General features: G+C 68.1%; 22 protein-coding genes and 1 tRNA gene. 11 read left to right on the top strand and 12 right to left on the bottom strand.

All coding sequences use genetic code 11. From position 1 onward, the window contains the following. Positions 1-39 precede the first annotated feature (39 nt). The 4 genes from ABZ382_RS09415 to ABZ382_RS09400 all read left to right on the top strand — a co-directional run bounded on the left by ABZ382_RS09415 (position 40) and on the right by ABZ382_RS09400 (position 3,497). Positions 40-1,482: a molybdopterin-dependent oxidoreductase gene (locus tag ABZ382_RS09415; protein ID WP_357086211.1), complete on the top strand. Its 1,443-nt coding sequence runs from the start codon at positions 40-42 to the stop codon at positions 1,480-1,482. Between the two features lie 86 nt (positions 1,483-1,568). Continuing rightward, positions 1,569-1,724, top strand: coding sequence for a hypothetical protein (locus tag ABZ382_RS09410; protein WP_357086209.1), 156 nt, complete (start codon positions 1,569-1,571; stop codon positions 1,722-1,724). Positions 1,725-1,764: 40 nt separating this feature from the next. Next, complete coding sequence (locus ABZ382_RS09405) at positions 1,765-2,895, top strand: sensor histidine kinase (protein ID WP_357086207.1); 1,131 nt, start codon at positions 1,765-1,767, stop codon at positions 2,893-2,895. Next, entirely contained in the window at positions 2,892-3,497 is a 606-nt protein-coding gene (locus ABZ382_RS09400; protein ID WP_357086205.1) for a response regulator transcription factor, read from the top strand. The genes ABZ382_RS09405 and ABZ382_RS09400 overlap by 4 nt, the downstream gene beginning before the upstream one ends. A 277-nt stretch (positions 3,498-3,774) precedes the next feature. Here the strand turns inward: ABZ382_RS09400 and ABZ382_RS09395 are convergent, their stop codons facing one another. Continuing rightward, positions 3,775-5,793 carry a TPM domain-containing protein gene (locus ABZ382_RS09395; protein ID WP_357086203.1) on the bottom strand — a complete coding sequence of 673 codons (2,019 nt, stop codon included), beginning with the start codon at positions 5,791-5,793 and terminating at the stop codon, positions 3,775-3,777. Between the two features lie 61 nt (positions 5,794-5,854). On the opposite strand from ABZ382_RS09395, the gene ABZ382_RS09390 reads away from it, so the two are divergent. Genes ABZ382_RS09390 through ABZ382_RS09375 form a run of 4 tightly spaced genes read left to right on the top strand, consistent with a single transcriptional unit; the run spans position 5,855 to position 9,259 of the window. Then, entirely contained in the window at positions 5,855-6,550 is a 696-nt protein-coding gene (locus ABZ382_RS09390; RefSeq protein ID WP_357086201.1) for an MBL fold metallo-hydrolase, read from the top strand. 44 nt (positions 6,551-6,594) lie between these two features. Beyond that, complete coding sequence (locus ABZ382_RS09385; RefSeq protein ID WP_357086199.1) at positions 6,595-7,251, top strand: YdcF family protein; 657 nt, start codon at positions 6,595-6,597, stop codon at positions 7,249-7,251. 3 nt (positions 7,252-7,254) lie between these two features. Continuing rightward, positions 7,255-8,523, top strand: coding sequence for a deoxyguanosinetriphosphate triphosphohydrolase (locus ABZ382_RS09380; RefSeq protein WP_357086197.1), 1,269 nt, complete (start codon positions 7,255-7,257; stop codon positions 8,521-8,523). Between the two features lie 31 nt (positions 8,524-8,554). Next, on the top strand, positions 8,555-9,259 hold the full coding sequence (locus ABZ382_RS09375; RefSeq protein WP_357086195.1) for a hypothetical protein: 705 nt from the start codon (positions 8,555-8,557) through the stop codon (positions 9,257-9,259). A gap of 81 nt (positions 9,260-9,340) precedes the next feature. Here ABZ382_RS09375 and ABZ382_RS09370 read toward each other — a convergent pair whose 3' ends face one another. From ABZ382_RS09370 to ABZ382_RS09360, 3 genes are read right to left on the bottom strand one after another with little or no spacing between them, the layout of a single operon-like run. Then, the gene (locus ABZ382_RS09370; protein ID WP_357086193.1) at positions 9,341-10,018 is read right to left on the bottom strand and encodes an ABC transporter ATP-binding protein; all 678 of its coding nucleotides are present in this window, start codon (positions 10,016-10,018) and stop codon (positions 9,341-9,343) included. Beyond that, positions 10,015-10,563 (bottom strand): biotin transporter BioY, encoded by a 549-nt coding sequence (locus tag ABZ382_RS09365; RefSeq protein WP_357086191.1) that lies wholly within the window; start codon positions 10,561-10,563, stop codon positions 10,015-10,017. The genes ABZ382_RS09370 and ABZ382_RS09365 overlap by 4 nt, the downstream gene beginning before the upstream one ends. Before the next feature lie 34 nt (positions 10,564-10,597). After that, the gene (locus ABZ382_RS09360) at positions 10,598-11,188 is read right to left on the bottom strand and encodes an energy-coupling factor transporter transmembrane protein EcfT (RefSeq protein WP_357086189.1); all 591 of its coding nucleotides are present in this window, start codon (positions 11,186-11,188) and stop codon (positions 10,598-10,600) included. Positions 11,189-11,286: 98 nt separating this feature from the next. Here ABZ382_RS09360 and dnaG point away from each other — a divergent pair, with 98 nt between their 5' ends. After that, positions 11,287-13,200 (top strand): DNA primase, encoded by a 1,914-nt coding sequence (gene dnaG, locus ABZ382_RS09355; RefSeq protein WP_357086187.1) that lies wholly within the window; start codon positions 11,287-11,289, stop codon positions 13,198-13,200. A gap of 111 nt (positions 13,201-13,311) precedes the next feature. Here the strand turns inward: dnaG and ABZ382_RS09350 are convergent, their stop codons facing one another. Continuing rightward, positions 13,312-13,557 (bottom strand): hypothetical protein, encoded by a 246-nt coding sequence (locus ABZ382_RS09350; RefSeq protein ID WP_213560124.1) that lies wholly within the window; start codon positions 13,555-13,557, stop codon positions 13,312-13,314. A 187-nt stretch (positions 13,558-13,744) separates the two neighbouring features. On the opposite strand from ABZ382_RS09350, the gene ABZ382_RS09345 reads away from it, so the two are divergent. Next, a tRNA-Asn gene (locus ABZ382_RS09345) sits at positions 13,745-13,817 on the top strand. 70 nt (positions 13,818-13,887) lie between these two features. Here the strand turns inward: ABZ382_RS09345 and ABZ382_RS09340 are convergent. After that, complete coding sequence (locus ABZ382_RS09340) at positions 13,888-15,009, bottom strand: tyrosine-type recombinase/integrase (protein WP_357086185.1); 1,122 nt, start codon at positions 15,007-15,009, stop codon at positions 13,888-13,890. Between the two features lie 193 nt (positions 15,010-15,202). Continuing rightward, entirely contained in the window at positions 15,203-15,607 is a 405-nt protein-coding gene (locus ABZ382_RS09335) for a hypothetical protein (protein WP_357086183.1), read from the bottom strand. A gap of 159 nt (positions 15,608-15,766) precedes the next feature. Between ABZ382_RS09335 and ABZ382_RS09330 the strand changes: the two genes are divergently transcribed. Continuing rightward, positions 15,767-16,141: a hypothetical protein gene (locus ABZ382_RS09330; RefSeq protein ID WP_357086181.1), complete on the top strand. Its 375-nt coding sequence runs from the start codon at positions 15,767-15,769 to the stop codon at positions 16,139-16,141. Positions 16,142-16,575: 434 nt separating this feature from the next. Here ABZ382_RS09330 and ABZ382_RS09325 read toward each other — a convergent pair whose 3' ends face one another. From ABZ382_RS09325 to ABZ382_RS09305, 5 genes are all read right to left on the bottom strand, one after another. Continuing rightward, a complete protein-coding gene (locus ABZ382_RS09325) occupies positions 16,576-18,912 on the bottom strand; it encodes an N-6 DNA methylase (protein WP_357086179.1) in 2,337 nt (778 codons plus the stop codon). Further along, entirely contained in the window at positions 18,909-19,169 is a 261-nt protein-coding gene (locus ABZ382_RS09320; protein WP_357086177.1) for a hypothetical protein, read from the bottom strand. Before ABZ382_RS09320 ends, ABZ382_RS09325 begins: the two co-directional genes overlap by 4 nt. Before the next feature lie 222 nt (positions 19,170-19,391). Continuing rightward, positions 19,392-20,270 carry a cytochrome P450 gene (locus ABZ382_RS09315; protein ID WP_357086175.1) on the bottom strand — a complete coding sequence of 293 codons (879 nt, stop codon included), beginning with the start codon at positions 20,268-20,270 and terminating at the stop codon, positions 19,392-19,394. A 66-nt stretch (positions 20,271-20,336) separates the two neighbouring features. Next, positions 20,337-21,164, bottom strand: a complete 828-nt coding sequence (locus ABZ382_RS09310) for a hypothetical protein (RefSeq protein ID WP_357086173.1) — start codon at positions 21,162-21,164, stop codon at positions 20,337-20,339. Further along, entirely contained in the window at positions 21,164-21,736 is a 573-nt protein-coding gene (locus tag ABZ382_RS09305; protein ID WP_357086171.1) for a YdcF family protein, read from the bottom strand. Before ABZ382_RS09305 ends, ABZ382_RS09310 begins: the two co-directional genes overlap by 1 nt. Positions 21,737-21,771 lie beyond the last annotated feature (35 nt).

The following is a 21,771-nucleotide window of genomic DNA, read 5'->3' as shown; positions in this document are numbered from 1 at the left end:
GGGCCCGGAAACCCGGTCGGCTACGGAAGGTTCGGACAAGTGTCGGTGAAGGGGACGGCGGACGAGAAGGGGCTGCTGCACGCGGTCGCGGTGGGGGTGGGCGCGCTCGGCGCGGGCGAGCTGCTCGCCGCGGCGCGCGGCGGCTCCATGCTCGACGGAATCGGTCGGCTGGCCGCGGATTACGCGCCCGTGCAGGTGGTCGAGACCATGGTGGCGCAGGCCGGGGACCACGACAAGGAGATGACCCGGCTCGGTGTCGCGCTCTGGGGTGTGGGCGCGGCCGTCGGCACGGCACTGCTCCCGCCGCGACTGCGCACCCCCGCGGCCGCCGTGTTCGGGGCCGCCACGGCGGCCGCGGCCCTGCGCAGCACCGACCGCTCGGTGCCCGGCGCGCTCGGCGCGGTGGCCGCCGCGGCCGTGCTGCGGGCCGGACTGCGCAAGCCCACCGGACACGGATTGCTGTGGGCCGCAGCGGGAACCGGCATGATCGCCGCCGCCGAGACCCTGGTGCGGCGCGAGGATCAGCGGCACCGGGAACGGGCCCGCCGGGTCGGCCCGATGGGCGCGCACGTCCCGGTCCCCGAAGACGGCATCGGCAGCGAACCGGGCCTGACCCCGCTCATCACCCCCGCGAGCAAATTCTATGTGGCGGACGTGAATTCGCGGGCCCCGCGCATCGATCCCGCCGACTGGCGGCTGTCCATCGGCGGCCGGGTCGCCCACAAGCTGCGGCTGTCGCTGGCCGATCTGGCCGAGCAGGCCGTCGAATTCGACGCCGTCATGGTGTGCGTGCACAACACCGTCGGCTCCGGCCGGTGCGCCAATGCCCGCTGGCTCGGCGTCCCGCTGACCGCCCTGCTCGACCACGCGGTCCCCGAATCCGGCGCGACCCGCCTGGTCACCCGGGCCGTCGACGGCTACACCATCTCCCTGCCGCTGGAACCGCTGCGCACCGGCGAATGGCCCGGCTACCTGGTCATCGGCATGAACGGGGAACCGCTGCCGCCCGAACACGGCTTCCCCGCACGGGTTTTCGTGCCCGGCATCTACGGCCAGTACTCGGGCGCGAAGTGGGTCGGCGAACTCGAGCTCACCGACGACAGCCACGTCGACTACTGGTGGAAGCGCGGCTGGCCCGCCGAACCGCTGTGGGTGCGGCCGCAGGCCCGCATCGACGTCGCCTCCGGCGGCGGCGCGGGCGGCGGCAAATTCACCGTCGCGGGCGTGGCCTGGGCCCCGCCGCACGGGGTCGCCGGGGTGGAGATCCGGATCGGCGAAACCGATTGGCTGCCGGTGGAACTCGGCTCCGAACTGGCCCCCGCGGCCTGGCGGCGCTGGCGCACGATCGTCGACGTGCCGCCGGGCACCCACACCATTCAGGCCCGCGCCATCAGCCGTTCCGGCGAGGTCCAGGACGCCGAGGAGCGCCCGCCGTTCCCGATCGGCCCGGGCGGTCTGCACAGCGTCACCGTCACGGCCTGATCGCCGCGGGATCCGTGACGTCTGTCATGGCCCGGAGGTGACGAATCGGGGAGGCGTCGCGGGTTCGGATCGGTGACGGTGGACATATGAACGTTCCCGCTACCGGCACCGGTCCCGGCATCGCAACGGGCCGGTCCTGGGCTGCGGCGATCGTGGCTGACGCGGCCGCCGCCGTCGGCCGCGGTGGTTCCACGGCCGACCGCTTCGACGCCACTCCCAGTCTCTGTGACACCGCGCGCTGACCGGGTCCGATCGGTGTGGGCTCGGGTAGCGTCCGGCGGTGTGGACGCGGAAGAGGCGGGTATCCGGCGGCGGCGTCGGTTCGGGACGCTGCTCGCGGCCGTGTGGGCGGTGTACCTGTTCGACCCGCTGCGGCAGGGCTGGCAGCTCGAGGATCCGGTGGCCCGCACGTACACGATCGCGGTGATCGTCGCCTTCGGCATCGCCTATGTCGCGTCCTATTGGCTGCTGGTGCGCGGCCCGTCCGACCAGGGCTGGCCGCCTCGCCCGCCCTGGCTGCTGGTCGTCGGATCGCTGGCCGTGCAGGCGGCGCTGATCGCGGCCGCGGCGGTCACCCTGCATTCGCAGATGCTCGGGCTGGGCGTCTACATGGCCTCCTACATCGCGTTCACGCTGCCGGTGCGGCGGGCGGTCCCGCTCGAACTGGCGTTGATCGTGGTGTTCGCGGTGCTGCCGCAACTGCTCACCGGACAGCCGCCCGCGTACTCGCTGATGCAGTCGATCGGGTTGGCGGCCTTCGCGGTCGGCGGAATCCGGGTGATCCTGCAACGCAATCACGAACTGCACATCGCCCGGCAGCAGCTCGCCGAACTGGCGGTGGCGGAGGAGCGGCTGCGGGTCGGGCGCGACGTGCACGACATCCTCGGCCACTCGCTCACCGTCATCACCGTGAAAACCGAACTGGCGCAACGGCTCATCGACATCGCCCCCGAGCGCGCGAGGACGGAGATGGCCGATGTGGAACAGCTGGCGCGGGAAGCGCTGGCCGGGGTGCGCTCGACCGTCGGTGGGCTGCGGGCGGTTTCGCTCGCCGGCGAGCTGACCAATGCCCGCACCGCGCTCGACGCCGCCGAGATCGAGGGCGTGCTCCCGGATCCCGGCGACCTGCCGTCGCGGCACAGCGTCGTGTTCGGCTGGGTGCTGCGCGAGGCCGTCACCAATGTGGTGCGGCACAGCGGCGCGGCGCACTGCTGGGTGCGGGTGACCCCGAACAGCATCGAGATTGCCGATGACGGTGTGGGACCGCGTGACTCGGCCCGCACCGGATCCGGCCTGTCCGGACTGCGTGAGCGGGTGCGGGCGACCGGCGGTGAACTCACCCTGGGCGCGCGCCCGGACGGCGGCTTCCGGGTGCTGGCAAGCTTCCCGGAGACGATCAAGGAGCCGGAATGATCAAACTGCTGCTCGCCGACGACCAGGCTCTGGTCCGCGGCGCCCTCGCGGCCCTGCTGAGCCTGGAACCCGACCTCGACGTCGTCGCCGAGGTCGGCCGCGGCGACGAGGTGCTCGCCGCCGTCGAGCGCACCACACCCGACGTGGCCCTACTGGACGTGGAAATGCCCGGCCTGGACGGCATCTCGGCCGCCGCCCAGCTGCACGCCGCCCACCCGGACGTGCGCATCCTGATGGTCACCACGTTCGGCCGCCCCGGCTACCTGCGCCGCGCCATCGACGCCGGCGCCTCCGGCTTCGTCGTCAAGGACACCCCCGCCCGGGAACTCGCCGACGCCGTCCGCCGCGTCCACATGGGCCTGCGCGTCGTCGACCCGGCCCTGGCCACCGAAACCCTCACGGCCGGAACCTCACCCCTCACCGCCCGCGAACGCGAGGTCCTCACCGCGGCCGCCGACGGCGCGACCGCGGGCGCCATCGCCAAACTCCTGCACCTGTCCGAGGGCACGGTCCGCAACCATCTGTCCGCCGCCATCGGCAAAACGGGCACCCGCACGCGCGCCGAAGCCGTCCGGGCGGCCGAGCGTCTCGGCTGGCTCTAGCGCCCCGGGGCAGTAGCTGAATCATGACCACGGGTGCCGCCCAGTGGGAAATGTTCTGAAATAAGCCACTTTCTCAAGTTTGCTGGGCTAGGTTCACCGCTACACCGGACAGTCGGTGAGGAAAGCGGAAGTCGGAGGACACCATGGGAATTCTCAGCCTGATCGCGGGGCTCGCGCAGATGGTCATCGGCACCATCGTGGCCAACACGGGTTCGGGTGGGACCGGCTCCGGCTGGTGAGCGCGCCGGGTTCGGCTCGCCTCCGGTGAGCCGAACCCTCAGAACCGGCCGCCCCGGCTGATCCGCCGGGAGCCGTCGGAACCGCCGAAGGAGCCGGGGCCGTAGCTGCGGCCACCGCCCCCGCCGCCGAAACCGCCGCCGAATCCGCCACCGCCGCGGCGGTATTCATTGCCCATCCCGCGCAGCATCCCGTCGATGAGGATTCCACCCAGGATGGCCCCGGTCTGGGAGCCCCCGGAAGACACGCGTTGCTGCTGCTGAGCCTGCCATTCCTGCACCGCGGCCTGCGCGGTGTGCAACGCGCGAGCGCCGAGTTCGACGGCGCGCTGGGCGGATTGAAGAGCCTGCTCGGGATTCGAGGCGGCCAGCTGATCGGCCTGCTCCAGACTGCGCTGAGCCTCCGCGAGCCGGGTGCGCGGTTCGGCGTCGACCCCGCCGCGCCGGGTACTGATGTAGTCGGCGGCCGCGTTGACCTGGCTGCGGGCCGCGGTCAGCGTCTGATCGAGACGGCGACGCAGGTCCTCGGCCGCCCGCTTGCGATCACCGGCCGCGGCGATCGCCTGATCCAGCGCGGCATCGGCGGTGACGGCCTGCCGGAAGACCCCCAGCGGATTGGTGGCCCCGTCGGCGATGGCCTGATCGAGAGCCGTGCGCGCGGCGGCCGTCGCGGCGGGCAGATCGGTGCCGCCGTGCTCCGACAGCCCGTCGGCGGTGGCCAGATCGCCGCGCAGTTCCTCGATCATGGCCGACAGTCCGGCCCGCGCCTGCTCGATATCGGTGGCGGCCGAATCGACCGCGTCCAACAGCGTGCGGGCCGCGTCCACCGCCGATTCGGCGGCGCGAATATCGGACACCGCCGCGCCCTGCTGCCCGACCGGTTTGGCCGCCGCGGCGCGCCCGTCCGTGATCGTCTTCTCCGCGAACCCGATTCGTTCGCTCGCCATGCTCACGTTGTCGTGGATGGGCGCGAGCACCGACGCGGGATGCGCGGCCACCAGCGCCGCGAGCGTGGCCCGCGAACCGGGCACCCGCGCGGTCAGCTCGATCAGGTCGCGGGTCAGCGCGTCCAGCCGCTCCCCGGCATTGATGAGCAGATTGCGCATGGCGTCGAATTCGCCGACCTTGGCGTCGAGGTCCCGATTCGCGCTGCCGCAGCTGCTGACCAGGTCGATCAGCATGCGTTGCTGCTGATCCGGGGTCTCGGGGATGTCGTCGTCGAGCTGCTGGCGGATCGAGAACGCCTTGGCCAGCGCCCGTTTCGCGCCCTCCAGGGCGGCGGTGAAGGGGGCGGTGGCGGTGGCCCCGAATTCGTCGGTGGCCAGCCGCAATTCCTCGGTGCTGGTGCGAATGGCGTTGTCGGTGTCGACCAGCGTCTCCTTGGACAGGGCGTCCAGGACGACCAGCGGCAGGGCCTCCAGCGCCCGGGTGTCGGTCGGATCGGTCTTGCGCGCCGAATCCATGACCGAGCGTTCCCGCCGCGTCTTGCGCCGCTTCGACCACCACCAGATCGCCAGCACCGCCAGCGCCACCAGCAGCGCGATGATCAGTATCGGGAACAGCCCGATGCCGCCGGACCCACTCATGGCGTCCGAGAGTCCGGTCGCCGTGGCCAGCCCGGCCCCGGCCCAGTTCCCGTCGCGCAGCTTCGGCTCCACCTGGTCGGTGAGCAGCCGGTCGAGTTCCTTGTCGCTGACCGACTGCGGCACCGTCCCGGTGAACGCGTACGCCCGATCGTCGACGGCCACCGACAGCAGCACGTCGCGATCCCCGAACCCGGACAGTTTCGCGGTCTGCTCACCCCAGGCGTGCGAGTCCATCCCGCTGAAGTCGCGCACGTAGACGACCCACAGCCGCTCGTGGTCGCGCGAGTACAGCGCGTCGATGGCCTGCTGCAGCTCCGCGGTCTGCCCGCGATCCAGCGCCCCGGCCTTGTCGGTGACATAACCGGGCAGACGCAGGGGCGTCTCGGCCACGGCCGGCGCGGCGTGCCCGCCGAGCAGGGCCATGGCCGCGAGCAGACCGGTCACGAGGAGGGACAGCTGCTTCGATGGCCGCATGCGTCGAATCTAACTGTGGAACGCGGAGGGTCGGTTTCTTCTGCACACTGTGTCGGAAGCCATGACTACGATCGGTGACGTGATCACCATCGATTCGCCCTACACGGGCCACGTCTCGCCCGGCTCCAATCCGCAGCAGCGTGAGGTTCCGGGCGCGCGCATCGTGAAGATGTCGGTCGGTGGCATGGACAACAACACCTATCTGGTGCAGTGCGCCGCCACCGGCGCGACCCTGCTGATCGACGCCGCCAACGAGGCCGAGCGGATCCTCGAGCTCATCGGCCAGGAGGCGCCGGGCCGGGTGGAGCTCATCGTCACCACCCACCAGCACCAGGACCACTGGTTCGCGCTCCCGGATGTGGTGTCGGCCACCGACGTTCCGACCGCCGCGCACGAGCTGGACGCCGCGCCGCTGCCGGTGCCCCCGGCCCGGCTGCTGGCCGACGGCGACAAGGTCCACGTGGGCGATCTCGTCCTGGAGGCCATCCACCTGCGCGGGCACACCCCCGGCTCGGTCGCGCTGGCGCTGACCGACAACGCGGGCGGCGTCCACCTGTTCACCGGTGACTCGCTGTTCCCGGGCGGCGTGGGCCGGACCCAGTCGCCGGAGCAGTTCACCTCGCTGCTCGGCGACGTCGAGACGAAACTGTTCGACCGCTATCCGGACGACGCCGCGGTGTATCCGGGCCACGGCGACGACACCACCCTCGGCGCCGAGCGCCCGCAGCTGCCCGAATGGCGGCAACGCGGTTGGTGAGACTCCGCAACCACCGAGCCGATCCGGACTGGCCGGCACCGGACATGGCCGCATCCACCGCCTCCGAACGCGGTGGCGGCACGCTGCGCTGGGTACGCCGGCTGCTGGCCGGCGGGGTGCTGATGGGCCTGGTCGTGGTGGGCGGCACCGCGCTGCACGTGTGGCAGGTGGCCCGCATCGACGACTACGCCCGCGCCGACGCCATCGTGGTGCTGGGCGCGGCCCAGTACGACGGCACCCCGTCGTCGGTGTTCGAGGCGCGACTGGACCAGGCGCACAAGCTGTTCCGCAAGCAGGTCGCCCCCATGATCGTGACGGTGGGCGGCAAACGGGTCGGCGACAACTACACCGAGGCGGCCTCGGGCAAGAACTACCTGAAGGACCAGGGCGTCCCGGAGGACCGGATCCTGGCCGTCGAAACCGGCTCCGACACCCTGCAGAGCGTGGAAGCGGTGTCGAAAGCGCTGCTGGCGCGCGGAAAATCGTCGGTGGTGCTGGTCAGCGACCCCTGGCATTCGCTGCGCACCCGCACGATGGCGCGCGACGCCGGGCTGTCGGCCTGGACCGCGCCCACCAGAACCGGGCCCGCGGTGTACACGCGGGAATCGCAGGCGCACGGGATCTTCCGGGAGACCTTCGCATTGCTCTGGTATCAGCTGACCCATTTCTCGGCGGACTTCAAATACACGGCGGATCAGTGAGCAATGAACGCACGCATCGACTATGACCGGGTCTACACCGACGCCGACCGGGAACGCATGGTTCCCGAGACCGAGCACACGGCCGGACTGAGCTGGTCGCCGTGCCCGGCCCGGCGCAGCGAATTCGCGCGCGACCGGGCTCGCGTCCTGCACTCGGCCGCCCTGCGGCGGCTCGCCGACAAGACCCAGGTCATGGGCCCGCGCGACGGCGACACCCCGCGTACCCGGCTCACCCATTCGCTGGAGGTCGCCCAGATCGGCCGCAGCATCGCCGACAGCCTGGGCTGCGATCCCGACCTGGTGGACCTGGCCGGACTCGCCCACGACATCGGGCACCCGCCCTACGGGCACAATGGCGAGAAGGCCCTCGACCAATTCGCCGACGCGCACGGCGGTTTCGAGGGCAACGCGCAGAACCTGCGCATTCTCACCCGGCTCGAACCCAAGGTGTTCGACGATCAGGGCGTCAGTTACGGACTCAACCCGACCCGGGCCGCCCTGGACGCCGTCATCAAATATCCGTGGGGCAGAACGGGTCCCGGCTCCAAGTTCGGGGCCTACGGGGTGGACATGGACCGGCTGGACTGGGTCCGCAAGGACGCGCCCGAACGCCGACAATGCCTGGAATCCCAGATCATGGACTGGTCCGACGATGTCGCCTACTCGGTGCACGACGTCGAGGACGGTGTCATCGCCGGGCGCATCGACCTGCGCGCCCTGGCCGATCCGGCCGAACAGGTGGCGCTCGCCGAACTCGGCGCGCGACGGCACAGCTCGCACAGCGTGGACGATATGGTGGCCGCGGCGCAGCGGCTCTCCGAACTGCCCGTGGTGACCGCCGCCGCCGAATACGACGGCTCCCTGGCCGCCTCGGTCGCGCTCAAACGGCTGACCAGCGATCTGGTGGGCCGCTTCGCCACCGCCGCCGTCGAGGCCACCCGCGCCGCCTGGGGCGGCCGTCAATTGTCCCGCTACGCCGCCGATCTGGAGGTGCCGCGCATCGTGGCCGCCGAGGTCGCGGTCCTCAAGACCATGGCGTTGCGGTACGTGCTCTCCGACCCCATCCACCGGGTGCGGCAGGCCGGGCAGCGCGAACGCATCCTGCTCGTCGCCGACCGGCTGCTCACCGCCGCCCCGCACGGACTGGACCGGCTGCTGCTGCCGTGGTGGGAGGAAGCCGCCGACGACACCGCCCGGGTGCGGGTCATCGTCGACCAGATCGCCTCCTACACCGAGAGCCGCCTGGAACGCATCGCCGCCGCGATACCCTGATTCCGGTGAATCCGGCGGCAGGGGGCGCGCGATGACACGCGAGGTGGACGACCTGGTCGACCTCGAGCGATATCCGCTCGACCGGCGGTCCGTGACGCGGCTGCGCGAGGTGATCGAGCGGTCCCAGGCGGACTTCCTGGTCAGCGGAGTCACCGTGCTGCCCGAATTCCTGCGGCCCGCAGCGGTCACCGAGATGGCCGCCGACGTGCTCTCCGACGGACTCGGCGACGCCATGCGCTTCGAATACACCGTGGCCTGCGACCGGATCCCGGACTCCTCGCCGTTGAAGGCGCTCTACCACTGGGAACCCTTGCGGGAGTTCGTCTCCCACCTGGTGGGGGAGCAGGCCTACCGGTCCGCCGACGAACTGGGCGCGATGACGGTGCAGATCCACGAGAACGGGGACGCGCAGGACTGGCACTACGACATGTCCGATTACACGGTCATGCTGCACATCGTCGCCCCGGAGCGGGGTGGGGCGCTCGAATACATCCCGCTGCCCGGGGCTTTCATCGAGCGCGGGGGCGGGCTGCCGATGCGGCACCGGCACATGGTGAAGATGCTGCCGACCGTGCCGGGCACGCTGGTGCTGCACGCCGGGCGGCGGTCCCGGCACCGGGTGACGCCGGTGCAGGGCGAGATTCCGCGGGTGAGCGTGCACATGGCGTTCAACGCGCGGCCCGGGCAGCGGCTGAACGCGCACGTGCGGCGGCATCTGTTCGGGCGTGAGGACTGAGGACTTCGAGCGGCGACGGCCTCGGTCCGCTGGTGTGGGGGCGAGCCATGGGGCCAGGTGCCCGCGGCAATCGGCGCAGGCTCAGTCCGAGTGCATGGCCACGTAGCGCGGGATGGTCTCCGCAGGCGGGCCGTCGGCCACGACGCGGCCCTCGTCGAACACCAGCACCCGGTCGAAATCGGCGAGCAGGTCCAGGTCGTGGGAGACCACGACCAGTCGCTGCGGGAGGTCGCGGAGCATCCGGGTGATGCGGCGGGTGTTGCGCAGGTCGAGCAGGGTGGTCGGTTCGTCGAACACCACGTACTCGGGTCGCACCGACAGCACCGCGGCGATGGCGAGCAGCTGCTTCTGGCCGCCGCTGAGCAGATGCGCGGGATGGTCGCGGAACTCGGTGAGGCCGTAGGTCGCGAGGGTTTCGGTGACCCGGTGCGGGATGTCGGATTTGGCGACGCCGTGGTGTTTGAGCCCGAAGGCGAGGTCCTCGGCGACCGTCGGCATGACGATCTGGACGTCCGGATCCTGGAAGACGAATCCGACCCGTTTGCGCACGGCCCGGCCCTGTTTGCGGGTGTCGAGGCCGTCCACCCGGACCGTGCCCGAGGTCGGCACCTGCAGGCCGTTGAGCAGTCGCGCGAAGGTGGACTTGCCCGAACCGTTCGCGCCGACCACGGCGATGCGGCGTTCGCTCAAGCGCAGATCCAGGTCGCGCAGGACCTCGCGCTCGCCGAATCGGTGTGAGACGCCGTCGAGTTCGATCATGCCCGCGCCGGAATCATCGGATACGCCTTGCGCACCGCCACCGCGGCCAGCGACCCGATCACCGTCTTGACCACGTCGCCCGGCAGGAACGCCACCGAGGTCGTGACGGCCTTGCCCAGCGAGATGTGCGCGGCCGCGGCCATCCACGGAATCCCGATGGCGTACAGCACGATCGCGCCGCCGAGGAAGTTGATCAGCAGCGCCAGCGGCAGGTTGTAATGCTTCCACACCCGTTCGGTGAGCAGGCCGATCACCAGCGCGCCGATCGGGTAGGCGATCACGAAGCCACCCGTCGGGCCCATGATCACCGACAGGCCGCCGCGCCCGCCCGCCAGCACCGGCAGCCCCGCGAAGACCATGACGTCGAAGAGCAGCATGGCCAGCGCGCCGCGCTTGGCGCCCAGAATCGAGCCCGCCAGGATGACGCCCAGAGTTTGCGAGGTGAACGGTGCGAAGGCTCCCGGCAACTGGATCAGCGGGAAGAATCCCAGGACGACCATGATTGCCGCGAACAGCGCGATCTGCGCCAAATCCCTACTACGCACCCGAGGCATCCTAAATGGCCGCCGGACCGACCGGTCAGTCCAGGCCGCGAGCGTCCAGGGCCTCGCCGACCCCGTCGGCCATGCGCAGTGTGCGGATCAGTAGCGGGACCAGGAAGACCGTGCTGCGCTCGATGCCACGAGCCCGCTGCGCCGCGCGCACGAGTTCGGCCTGCTCACGGATGACCGGGATGAATCGGATGGTCATGGCGACCAGCAGGCCGACCCGTTCGGGGCGGACGCCGAGCGGGCGCAGCGGGGTGAGCGCGCGCTCGATGGTGTCGACCATGGCCGAGGTGCGGGTGGTCAAGGTCACCAGATTGGCCAGCAGGACCAGGGTGAGCAGGCGTTCCCCGACCAGGACCGCCGTGCGCGCGTCGGTGAAGATCACCTGCGCGATCACGATCAACGCCAGGAACGGCAGCAGCGCGAGGACCTGCCGCCCGGTCGTCCGCCACGGAATCCGCGCGAGCGCGTACAGGCCGAGTACGACGATCAGCGCGCCGGTCAGCACGGTGATCGACGACACGAAGAACAGCGCCGTCCCCGCGACCGCGAGCCCGGCCAGCTTCACCCCCGCGGGCACGACGTGCACCGGCGTCCGGACGTCGTGGTAGAGGCTGAGCACGGATCGATCCTGGCACGTGCCGGAAAGGCCATTCGGTCCGGCGTCCAGCCGTGCGTCCCGGTCGAGCGTGTCGGCTGCCCGGGGCTAGACTCGCTGGCGTGGCTGGCCGACTTCCGGACCGCGATATCGCGGCGATTCGTGAACGTGTCCGGATCGAGGATGTCGTGGGGGAGTACGTCGCCCTCCGCCGGGCCGGCGCCGACTCCATGAAGGGCCTGTGCCCGTTCCACGACGAGAAGTCGCCGTCGTTCCACGTGCGGCCCAATCACGGCGTGTTCCACTGCTTCGGCTGCGGTGAGGGCGGCGACGTCTTCGCGTTCCTGCAGAAGATCGAGCACGTCGGTTTCGTCGAGGCCGTCGAGCAGATGGCCGACCGGCTCAACTACAAGATCAACTACGAGGGCGGCGGCACCTCGGTCCGCGTCGACCGCGGCACCCGCGCCCGCCTGGTCGCCGCCAACGCGGCCGCGCACGAGTTCTACATCTCACAGCTCGGCGAGCCCGGGGCCGAGGCGGCCCGCAAGTACCTCACCGACCGCAATTTCGACCACAATGCCGCCCACCAGTTCGGCTGCGGCTACGCCCCCGGCGGCTGGGACACTCTCACGAAACACCTGCTGCGCAAGGGTTTCGAGTTCAAGGAGCTGGAGGCCGCGGGCCTGTCCAAGCAGGGCCAGCGCGGCCCCATGGACCGCTTCAACCGCCGCCTGCTGTGGCCGATCCGCAATCTCGGCGGCGAGGTGATCGGCTTCGGCGCGCGCCGCCTCTACGACGACGACACCATGACCGCCAAGTACATCAACACCTCGGAGACGTTGCTGTACAAGAAGTCCCAGGTGCTGTTCGGGCTCGACCACGCCAAGCGAGAGATCGCCAAGGGCCACCAGGCGGTGGTCGTGGAGGGCTACACCGACGTCATGGCCATGCACCTGGCCGGCGTCAAGACCGCGGTCGCCTCCTGCGGCACCGCCTTCGGCGACGACCACCTCGCGATCCTGCGCCGCCTGCTCATGGACGACAACTTCTGGCGCGGCGAGATCATCTACACCTTCGACGGCGACGCCGCCGGCCAGGCCGCCGCCCTCAAGGCCTTCTCCGGCGACCAGAAGCTCGCGGGCCAGACCTACATCGCCGTGGCCCCCGACGGCCTCGACCCCTGCGAACTGCGCCAGCGCAACGGCGACGGCGCGGTCCGCGACCTGGTCGCCCGCCGAGTCCCGTTGTACGAGTTCGTCATCCGCGGCCTGCTCGCCGAACACAACCTCGACGCCCCCGAAGGCCAGGTCGAGGCCCTGCGCCGCGCCGTCCCCGTGGTCTCCCAGATCAAGGACTTCGCCCTCCGCAAGGCCTACGCCACCAAACTGGCCGGTTGGGTCGGCTGGGACGACATCCAGCAGGTGGTCCGCCGCGTCGGCGAGGAGGCCCGCAAGGGCGCCCGCACCGGCGCCAAGCCCGGCATCCCCGAACGCCAACCCCACCACGAGGTTTCACCCGGCCCCGCCGCCCGTCCCAACCCCACGGACCCGGCCCTGCTGCCCCAACGCCAAACCCTCGCCGCCGCCCTGCAATACCCCGCCTTCGCGGGCGCGGTCTTCGACTCCCTCGAGCCCGAAGCCTTCACCCACCCCGCCTTCGTCGCCGTCCGCGCCGCCATCGCCGAAGCCGGCGGCACCGCCGCGGGCCTCACCGGCGCCGAATGGGTCACCGCCGTCGCCGACAACACCGACGACCTCACCCTGCGCGCCATGGTCTCCGAACTGGCCGCCGAACCCCTCCCGGTGAAATCCGCCGACGACATCCCCCGCTTCGTCGCCGGCGTCCTGGCCCGCACCCAGGAATCCTGGGTCGGCCGCCAGATCGCCGAACTGAAGTCCAAACTCCAGCGCATCTCCTCCACCGAACAGCCCGACGCCTACATGGCCCTGTTCGGCGACCTGGTAGCCCTGGAGCAATACCGCAAGAGCCTCCTCACCCAGGCCATGGGCAACTCAGGCGACTTCGCAGGCGTCTGACCCCCACCCCACGCACACATCACCGACCTGGCAGGCGGCGAAGCTCGCCGCCCCAAGGCAGGGGTGTGGGGGCGCAGCCCCCAAGGGGGCAAGGGGCAAAGCCCCAATCCCTCAGCGCCGCAGCTGGTCCTGCGGCACCAGGATCGTGGTCCGCTCGTCGAGCGGCACCATCGGCTCCAGCTTCGGCTGGGTGTTCAGCTTGTCCGCGAGCTTCTGCCGCCCCATCAACACGACCTTCCGCGTGACAGGGCTCTCGCTGATCGCGCGGGTCGTCTTACTGATCTGCTCATACCGAACCCGCCCGGCCTTGGCGCCCAGCACATACCCAGCCGCCACACCGATGATCAACCGCAGCATCCCGAGAAGCTCCTCCCATAGACCAGTCCGCCCCCACATCCTGCCCGACCCCACCCCACCCTGTCGATCCGGCACCCCGTCCCCTCCCCACCCATATTCCCGCAGGTAGAGCCGCGATTTGGGAACTGTACAACCGATACGCTAAAGTTTTCTCCGGCCGGTCCGGAAGGGCCAGCCAGGGAAACAATCCCCTATAGCTCAATTGGCAGAGCAGCCGACTGTTAATCGGCAGGTTTCTGGTTCGAGTCCAGATGGGGGAGCAAAAGGCCCCTGACCAGCGGTTCGCCCCGCAAGGTCAGGGGCTTTTCCCGTTTCAATGGGCCAAAAGTCTCAACTAAATCGCGCAAAAGTCGGGGCCCGTCCATTTCCGTCATCGTCGGCATTCGGCCCCGTGACGACCTTGTGCAAAATCGCCGCGGCGTTGTGATGGACTCGGCCGCGGGCCATGTACTTGCGCTGGGTCATTGCCGGATCGGCATGTTGGAGGATGTCGGCAACCACCCGAGCCGACAGCCCCGCATCATCGAGCACCACCGCCATGAACTTCCGGAATGTGTACGGCACCAAGTTGTCCGGAAGCTCCAGCGCTTCCCGCACCCGTTGCCATTGATGATTCACGTTGACCGGATCGCGCAAAGTCCAGTCGAACGACGGGAAGATCAGATCGACCGGGTACTCTTCGGGCGGCGGATTGTCGCGCTTGCGGTCCTGCAACCGCTCCCAGCGGCGATCGAGGACATCCACAGCGAACTGCGGCAGCGCAAGGGTGCCCTGCGGGTTTTTCGGATCGCCTTCTTTCGCCACTCGGACCAGACCCTCACCCGGGACCCGGACGACCTTGCCGACCGTGCGGATCTCCTTCTTGGTGCGGTTGTAGTCGGGCCAGGCCAACCCGAGTACCTGACTGGGACGCTGGCCCGTGGCCACTTCCAGGACAACCAGGTCAGCGAGATCGGCATCGTCGCAGTACTCGGCCACCGTCGGCGGTGTGTAGGAACGGATTCCGTGCGCCTTCTCGGCCTTGGTGAGCTTGCGCGGGCCCGGCACCGTCGACCAGTACACCGAGGACAGCACGAACCGCAGATACTCGGTCTCGATGTGGGCAGCGCCGCCAGTACGGGCCTTGGGCGCCACATTCTCTGGAATCTCGGCTTCCCGTACGGGATTCACGCCGAGCGGTCCTTTGCGCACCGCGTAACGGAACATGCCCGACAACATCGATCGCGCATTCAGCATCGCCGCCCGGCCGTGTTCCTCGGCGACCCACTCCAAGAGCTCCTCGGCATCCCCGGTGGCAAACTCGGCCGGCATATGGCGTCGGAAGCCGTACTTCTCGACGAGCAACGCCGCCCAGCGATCGTAGAGCCGCAGGGTGTTCGGAGCGCGTCCCTTCTTCACCAGGTGAACGCGGTACAGCTTCCACAGCTGTGCAAGAGTCGTCGCCCCGGTCACTTCGCTGCGTGTATCGGGAGCCAACTCGGCCGCCGCGGCCCTCACCGCCGCCTCAGCGCGACTCCCATCCCGGTCGGGAATCCGGCGCCGATGCTGTCAAACCGATCGGGTGAGACCCGCAGGACGCGCCGCCGCTTCCCGCTACGATCACGGACCACGGTGTCAGCCTCCCAATGCCCGGGACGCAACTCCTTCAGCCGCACCGATCCGGGGGCGCCCAAAGGGTTCGGCGGTCGTCCGGTCCTAGCCACGATGTCCCCTGATGTGATCGGGCTCGATTTCCTCCATAGCACGCATCAACTCCTCGACATCCCACAGGAATTCGCGTCCCCGCCGCTTCGGCTCCGGCAGCCGGAAGGGTGCCGTTTTTGCTGATCAGCCCGACCGTGGTCAGGTAGTCCGGCTCCTGCCCCATTTGCTCGCGCCACTGATTCAGAGCCCGAGGCTGGCTCGCCACGATCCGGCGGTCGATCTCGCTGCTGATCGTGGCCGTCGCCGTCGCCAGGAAGCTCTCGATTTGACTGCTGGTCCACTCCGTCGGCAGCCCGATGTGTTCGCGCCAGGCGACCTCGACGATCGTGCGTATCTGCTGGGACATCGGATTCCTCCTCGTCGATTATTTTCTGCGATGGCGGCACGCAGCCGAAGGGCATGAACTGTCCCTCGCCGAATTTCTTGCTATGGAGTTCCATTTCGCCTCCGATCGTGTGCTGGAGAAGTTGTCAGGTCGTGGACGGCCTTCCGGATCGATATGCACGTGTCGGATGGCCACGATGGTGCGGAAGGTGATGGCGTCGGCGAACCGCACCTCGTCCGCCTCCGGATCCGTATGCGGGCAGGCGCTTTCGATGGAGCGACGCACCCCTCAACCGGACGAGGCGGCCACTGCGAGCTACCAGGGCAGCAGTGCGTTCGGGAAGCACTCGATCTGCACATTGCCAAGATCTGTGCGGAATCCGCGGCCAAAGTCGCCGACAACGCAAAATCTCTGTCTGACAGTGCCTTTCGGGCACTTGTCGAAGCGGCAGGCGAAAACGAGATCGTCGGCCCTCAGGATGTCGAAAGCGCGCGGCTCGTCGCCGACGACCTCGACCTCACCGAGCTTCGCCAGGCCCGCTTCCGCTATCAGTAGAAGCTCGGACAACTACAGCGCCTCGGGATCGAACCAGCCTTGTCGACCGCAAACACGACCGAAACCGTCCGAACGAGCCATGCGGCCATGGAGTTCGAACCATCGGCACTCCATCATGATTCAGGTAGCGGTAAGGATCTGAGGCATTTGACCGCCGCTGAACTCGACGAGCGAATCCGACACCTTCGAACAGTCGTCGGGATCGGAGACCAGGCCGATGCTGTCCTATTCCGGTGGGCCCGTGTGGGTCCGAATGACTTCGCCCGCGACTGCAACGACACCGCCGCGCCGCCGAAAAACGCCGCCAGAATGCGGAACTCAATGCGGCACAGCATGAGTGGGAGCGTCGCGAACGCCTCGATCCCGGAGGAGCTTGCCGCCGAGGATCACCTCCGGGCCCGGAATGCACAGGAGTCCGAACAGGATCGGCCCGCTCACGCCGACCCGACAGCAGGAGCGGAGCCGGTGGAGCTCGACCCTGAAGTTGGCTTGTAAGGCCCGACCGCGCCTGCCGTCAGTCCCTCGGTCAAGGAATTCTGCAGCCTCTCCTCGGCCAGCATCGCCTCTCTCAACGCGGCCGTCCGGCGCTCCTGCTCCACAAGGATCTCCACTATCTCCGCTTGCTCGGTGAGCGGAGGCAGTGTGACGACGAAGTCGGCGAGCTTGCTACCGCTCATCGATGGGGCGACGTTGACCGTGGCGGCTGCTCGGATCTGGTTGATACTCGTACCGCGCAGCAGGAATTCCAGGAGGAACCGAGGCACGATGGTTTTGGGATCCACTCGTAGTCGGGTGAGGTTGGAATCGATCAACCAGCCGTGATGTTCCGGACTGGCAATTGCTGCCCTTTCTACCGGGCCGACGCGAACGAGCAGCAGGTCATCTGCTTCTACCCGCCAATCCGAGAAGATTGCCGCCTTCTCGGATGGCGTCCGCAACATCTCGTCGGTGATGATCCGGCGCGGTTGAAGATTGCTGGGCCGCAGTACCGGGACGACTCCGTCGTCGCCGTGGGTGAGATCGGATTTCTTGAGCTTGGATGGCCCGACCTTGATGTCGCAGAAATCCCCGAGACGCACCGCTTCCCAGCCCGCGGGCAGACCCGCGGAGACGAGCTCCCTCTTCACCATGGTTATGGGGTTGGTCGGTAGTTCGATCACCCGCTTCCGGGCATCCTCCGCGGCGTGGGAATCACTCTGGATCCGCCGTAGATGCGCATCACCTTTTTCAACGACCGGACCAAGGTAGGTATGGGGTGCAAGCAGATATCCCTGTGCAACAACCTCACTCACGGGTACCGCTACCGCCCGACCAGTCGCCCTACGGTTTCCGACTTCGACGGACAACTCGCGGATCTCGCCCGGCACTAGGCTGCCGGAAGTCCGAATCAAGTTGGCCATCACCGACATTCCAACGAGCCGTGGCCGGAATCGTTCGCTTTCCTTATGTTTGAGCTGGGTCGCATCGACGAAAACGATGGGCGCGATGCCGCTGCGATCGGTACGCGGACGCTCGAGCACCCATACGGTTGTGTCGACGGAAGACGCTGGGAACAGATCGCTCGACAATCGAACGATCGCCCGCAACGCGCCGCTGTCGACCAACTTCCTACGAGGTTCCTCGCTCCTTCGGTCGGCTCGGTCGCCGCCCTCGGAGACCGGCATCAGCACCACGGCCCGCCCGTGTTCCGAAGTGGCGGCCAGCGCTGCTTGCACCCAGGCCATGTTGCTGTTGTGCGGTGGTGGGCTGCCGTATTCCCAGCGGAAGTGCTTCTGGACGAACCCCAACGCTCGGTTGAAGGGTGGATTGGTCACCACGGCGTCGAAAGTCTCCGCCCGCTGCCGGGAACGCCAGGGTACGCCGCCTGGCACTGCTGTCCCGGCCCGCCCACGCACGATGAGGTGCATTTGGGTTCGCCATGCCGCAGCCGGATCGTTGCCGACCGCGTAAACCACGGGCGGCTCCTCACCGGGCGTGGTCGGCACCGCCAGCACGAGCTCTCCGTGCCTGTTGTGCAGGTCGGCCACCGACTTCAGCGGCGTCGCGATCGGCACCGCACACGCGCCCATGAGCTCGGCGACCTCGCGGGGAGTCCGGTAGGTCTCCGAAGTCCCACCGAAGTCTCCGGCGAACACGGTCAAGATCGCCTCGAATCCCTTGATACCGAGGCAATTACACTGGCCGACCAGCCGCTTCAACGAGTCACCGTTCCCCGACCACAACGGCCGGAGCACCGCGCCGGCGCTGATGACGAAACCGAACCGGCGCAACACCTGATCGACCTTGACGGTGATGGTGTCCAGACGTCCATTGGCGGACTCGATTGCTTTCCACTCGTCTTGTGAGGTGATCCATGTGAAGGTCAATACGAGAGCGGCGTCGAGCACGTCTGCTCTCGTGACACCGATCGGTCCAAAATGCCTGCCGTACAACGAGTCCAACTGGCTCATCGCCCCCAATGGCAGTTCATCGACATCACGCAACACGACCTGGGACGCCGCTGCGGACAAAAAATGACTCAGGCGTGCACCGTAGGTGTTCGTGGGCCCGTCCGAGGCTCGGCGTTGACGCTTTGGAATCTCGCGCGCACTCAACCAGGTGAGCACCTCACCGAACGAATAGGTGAGCACGCCGCCGGCCCTTCGACCACGGGGGAATCCGACCTTCCGCCGACGCCAATTGCTGATCGTTGAGGCGTCGACACCGATCGCGTTGGCCAGCTCGTCCGTCGTCATCCGCATGCCGAGCTGACTGGCTACCACCGGGTTCACCGCGCCAACCACAGGTGGCTCACCAGTGGCACGGTCGCGAGGGTCGCGATCGTGACCACCACGATGATCACCAGACGAGCCGTTCTGGCCCAATCCAATCGGCCGTCGATTACCGCGTCGATGACGGTACCGACGAGGCTGAGGATGGTTCGCGGACGTTCAGGCTGGTTCGGCGTCGGTCGTTTGGAGCTGGGCATGGTCCCCTCGAAGCTTCGATGTGGCGTCGTGTTGATGAGATCAGATTGCCAGCGCAACACCGACAATCCTAGATGTCACATGTCAGCTATCGCGCCTTCCTGTCACGACCACACGCAGCGGTGGTTACCCAATACATGCGTCTGAGCTGCACTTTGGTTCGTTCTAGAGTCATGATCCGAACTCTCTCCGACGTCAGGCTGTTCCGTACGTAGTATCTGTACGCACTGCTCTTCCGTCCAAAATATACTCTCCCACAACGACATCGGGAGTGCAGCGTCAACTCAGCGCGGTCCGCACCGTCTCACGTGTGAGGGACACCGGCAGTGACTCCAGCCGCCGAAAGAAGATGCTGCGTCGCCACCGAAGGGACTCGGATGGGACTGCCAAGCCGATGTGCGGAAACCGGTGGAGCAGCCCGCTGACGCTGTCATCGCTTCGGCCCTCGCGAGCCGCGCTCCCAGACAGTGATGGATGCCTACACCGAAGGACATGTGGTGAGCGGTACGATCAGCGTCGAATATGTATGGGGTATCAACTGTTTCGGGATCCTGATTCGCCGCGAGCGGCAAAACCATCAGCAGTTCGCCACGTTTGACGCCTTGCCCTACGAGATCGAGATCGGTATGCGCCTGGCGCAGCGTCGTCACTGGCAACGGTGGGTCGGTGCGCAAGGTTTCATCGATGACCGCCGTGATCCTGGCGGGATCCGTTCGTGCGCGATCGAGTTCGTCGGGATCGCGCAGCAACGAAAGCGGTGTCCCCAGGATCGGATTCGATGTGGTCTCGTGCCCTGCGATCAACAGCAGGGCCACTGTCGACAGGGTCTCCTTGAGGTTCATGTCCCCGGTGGCCATCTGCCGCGTCAAGGACGTGATCAAGTCGTCACGCGGCAGCATCCGTCGAGCCGCGATGTACGGCAGAAATAATCGGGCGAAATCAATGCTCGCCTTGCGTAACTCACGAGCTTCCGCGACTGTGACGTCGGACAGTATGGCCGACGACCTTTCGATGCGCTGCCGGTATCCGCTCGGGATTCCGGTGATGTGACAGATGACGGCGACTGGCTGCGGACAGGCCAGCGCGGGCACGAGATCGACTGGTGCGGTCGGATTCATCGCATCGAGGAACTCTGTCGTGAAATCTCGGGCGGAGGATGACATGGATCGGCATTACGGGGTGAGGCATTCTCATCTGCCGCCGGGCGGGACGATGGTGATCCGGATGAACTAGTGGCGGATCCAGGATTGGGCGGCGTCGGTGAGGTTCCACCATGAAACGTGTTGGGGGTCGGTGGATTCCAGCTTCCAGTGGGCGTGGATGAGGTCGAAGAAGGGGTCGTCGCCGGTCTTGCCGCCCTGGGGTTCGCCGATGAAGACGAGGTGTTGGCCGCCGTGGTCGGCGAACCGCTCCAGTGCGCGGGAAGCCATGGGATCGCCCCAGCCCGGCGGCCAGCACAGGAGTAGTACGTGATCGGTTCGGTCGGCGGCGAGTTCGTAGCGGCTGAGGTCGGCGACCTCGAACCAGGTGTCCGGTTGGCCGACGGCGGTGGGGAACGAGGTGTTGTCGGTGGTGTGCGGGGGATGTGAATCGTAGGCCCGCACGGTCACGCCGGCTCGGGCGAGCTGGGCGGCCCAGTAGCCGCGGCCCGCGCCGAGTTCCACCACCGTTCTGGTTCCGCAGAACTCGCGCATCCACGCGATCGTCTGTGGTGAGGGAATCGCGTACGCGTAGGCCGCTTGCAGGATCGTCTGCGCGTAGGCGAGACGTCCGCTGCCGGAGGGACTGCCGCCGTTCACCACTCGGTGGCCGTCGTCCTCGCCGACGGATGCCGCGACGATGTCCCAGTACGGGTTCTGGGACTCGCCGCCGGTGAGGTAATGCACCAGGCGAAGGTCGAAGGCGGCGTCCGCGGTGTCGTCGCCGGTGCCCGACAGCATCGGCGCTGTCGTCAAATATTCGGCGACCCGAGGGAATTGCGTTCGCAGCCGACGTTCGTCGCCGAGGAGGGCGGCTAGCTGGTCGCGCCGTTCCGGCGTGAGAACGAGATCGGCCATCACACCAGTTTTCCCCGGCCGTACAGGGCGAGTAGGGGTTTCAGTGGCATCCATTCGCCGAAGCGGTACTCGGCGCCGCGCACGAGCCGCTCGGCGAGGTCCGGGCGCTGGCGGACTAGGTAGGACCGGCCTCGCTCGGCGTGGTAGGGGAGCGAGACGATTTTGATCCGGTCGACAGTCTCCAGGTAGGGGAGGGCGAAAGCGATGTTCTCCCAGGTGCTTCGGCTCTGCCGTTCGACCGTGAGGGGCCCGCGATAGCCGTTCGCGGTGGCGTAGTCGGCCATCAGCGCGGCTTCGGGGGTCGGGCCCGCGCACGCGCCGCCGCACAGGACGAGCCGGCTGCTGACCGCGGCCGGGTCGACGGACCGCAGTCCCGCTCGCACCCGCCAACGGTTCATCACATTGGCCCGGGTGCCCGCGTTGCGATAGCCCAGCACGACGATCGCCTCCGTGGTGCCGGGAGCGGACCCCACGAATCTGCGTGAGGCACGCCAGTTTTCCCACTCGCCCCAGAGGCTCACTGCCACGACTGCCCCGATCGACAGTCCGATCCGTCCCTTACGGGTCGTCACGTTCACGTCCTCCCACCTGCGTCGATTCCCGTTCG

Source organism: Nocardia sp. NPDC005825 (assembly GCF_040630175.1).
Lineage (GTDB): Bacteria > Actinomycetota > Actinomycetes > Mycobacteriales > Mycobacteriaceae > Nocardia.
Note: the sequence above shows the minus strand (reverse complement) of the source record. Positions and strands in the feature narration are given on the sequence as shown.

Coding starts and splice junctions, on each gene's coding strand:
- ABZ382_RS09410 (WP_357086209.1), top strand. CDS start 1,569: ATGAACGTTCCCGCTACCGGCACCGGTCCCGGCATCGCAACGGGCCGG.
- ABZ382_RS09400 (WP_357086205.1), top strand. CDS start 2,892: ATGATCAAACTGCTGCTCGCCGACGACCAGGCTCTGGTCCGCGGCGCC.
- ABZ382_RS09395 (WP_357086203.1), bottom strand. CDS start 5,793: ATGCGGCCATCGAAGCAGCTGTCCCTCCTCGTGACCGGTCTGCTCGCG.
- ABZ382_RS09390 (WP_357086201.1), top strand. CDS start 5,855: ATGACTACGATCGGTGACGTGATCACCATCGATTCGCCCTACACGGGC.
- ABZ382_RS09385 (WP_357086199.1), top strand. CDS start 6,595: ATGGCCGCATCCACCGCCTCCGAACGCGGTGGCGGCACGCTGCGCTGG.
- ABZ382_RS09380 (WP_357086197.1), top strand. CDS start 7,255: ATGAACGCACGCATCGACTATGACCGGGTCTACACCGACGCCGACCGG.
- ABZ382_RS09375 (WP_357086195.1), top strand. CDS start 8,555: ATGACACGCGAGGTGGACGACCTGGTCGACCTCGAGCGATATCCGCTC.
- ABZ382_RS09370 (WP_357086193.1), bottom strand. CDS start 10,018: ATGATCGAACTCGACGGCGTCTCACACCGATTCGGCGAGCGCGAGGTC.
- ABZ382_RS09350 (WP_213560124.1), bottom strand. CDS start 13,557: ATGCTGCGGTTGATCATCGGTGTGGCGGCTGGGTATGTGCTGGGCGCC.
- ABZ382_RS09335 (WP_357086183.1), bottom strand. CDS start 15,607: ATGTCCCAGCAGATACGCACGATCGTCGAGGTCGCCTGGCGCGAACAC.
- ABZ382_RS09315 (WP_357086175.1), bottom strand. CDS start 20,270: ATGTCATCCTCCGCCCGAGATTTCACGACAGAGTTCCTCGATGCGATG.
- ABZ382_RS09310 (WP_357086173.1), bottom strand. CDS start 21,164: ATGGCCGATCTCGTTCTCACGCCGGAACGGCGCGACCAGCTAGCCGCC.